We start from the raw sequence: 1534 nt of genomic DNA, 5'->3' as shown, positions 1-1534 counted from the left end.
CGCTCTACCAGAGCGCGGCGATCTACGGCGCCACCAAGCATCTCAAATGGCAACCGACCCCGAACGAGAGCCTCTTTCTCAATCGGATGACGTGGGCGGATTAGAACGTCGAACGAATGACGACGTGCGACCGCCCCCGCATCACAGGGCGCCTTGTCGAGATCGTAAATCCGATCCGTGACATCTCACAAATCACCTTGTGAGATGTCACGGTTTATGTTCTTCTCGACGAATGCTGGATCGATCTTCACCCTTTTCCTTACAAAGACCGCCGGGTCCCCAAAGCAAGAATGYGGTGGGTCTGAAGCGACTGCGGCATGCTTTGCTCACGTGCGAAATCGAGCCTGGATCCGCTTTTGCGGAGACCGAACTCGAGACGCGCTTCGAACTCAGCCGAGCCAGCATCCGCGTCGCCTTGGCCTCACTCGCCGCCGAAGGGCTGGTGACGTCTCGAGCCCGTCAGGGATGGCAGGCCGCGCCCGTGACGGGCGAGCTGATCGGCGATCTCATCGCTGTGCGACGCAAGGTCGAACCGCTTTTGCTCGAGCGCTTCCCCGGCCAGCCGGCCCTGGAGAAACTCGATACGTTGGCGATGATGAATGCCGCCGTTGCTGGCCGCGACGATCCGCAATCGCTCGTGACCGCGCGCGCCACCGATCGCCAGCTCCTAGAAATCCTCGCCGGGAACAGCGGCCATTTCCTGAGCAAGTGGCTTTGCGAAATCTGGGATCACTCCGCACGGGTGATCCACTTCCTGGAGAACTCTGAAGCTCGCTTCTTCACGTCCAATCGTAGGCCGCTGGTCAAAGCTCTCGCGCAGCATGACCGCGCCACCGCGACAGCGGAAATACTCCTGGATATCGAACGTTTCCATCAATTCGTAGCGGACGCATTGTTGCGTCTGCGATCACCGCTCGCGTCAATGCCTGGAGACAACCAGGCTCGCAAAATGGGTCGGACTTCCGAGGGCGGCACGAATGCCCTGCGTCCGGACAGCCCTGCGAGACAAAACCAGACCAGAGGAAAGACGACGTAAAAACCAAGGGAAATTCGACATGTCGAACAAACGAACGAAGCTTTCTGCCGCATTCGTCAGCCTTTGCCTTGCCGCTTCCGTCTCCACTGCAGCCATGGCCAAGGATCGCTTCACGGTCGATCTCGTGAACGAACCCTCTTCGCTCGATCCGCATGTCCAATGGAACCCGGACAGCTACTTCGTCTATCGCAATATTTTCGACAATCTCGTCACGCGCGACGACAAGGGAGAGATCGTTCCGCAGATCGCCACCGCGTGGAAAAATCTCTCGGACACCGAAATCGAGTTCAAGATTCGAGACGACGTCAGCTTTCACGACGGCCAGAAGCTGACCCCGGAGGATGTGGCGTTCAGCGTCAAACGGATCATCGATCCTAAATTTTCGAGTCCGCAACTCGGGCAGTTCAACAAAATTCTCAACGCCGAAGTGACGGCGAACGGCAGCGTGAAGCTGACAACCGACGGACCCTATCCGGCGCTCCTGGCGCAGCTCGTGAA

The 1534-nt window shown here is 58.4% G+C and carries 2 protein-coding genes; both read left to right on the top strand.

What is annotated here, in order from left to right:
• The first annotated feature begins 295 nt into the window (after positions 1 to 295).
• Entirely contained in the window at positions 296 to 1036 is a 741-nt protein-coding gene (locus tag AC1DT3_RS20720) for a GntR family transcriptional regulator (RefSeq protein ID WP_477467085.1), read from the top strand.
• Positions 1037 to 1055: 19 nt separating this feature from the next.
• Positions 1056 to 1534: ABC transporter substrate-binding protein (locus AC1DT3_RS20715; protein WP_477467084.1), on the top strand; the 479-nt coding region annotated here is incomplete at its 3' end.

The sequence above is a fragment of the Microvirga sp. P4_G7 genome, from assembly GCF_056401005.1.
Note: the sequence above shows the minus strand (reverse complement) of the source record. Positions and strands in the feature narration are given on the sequence as shown.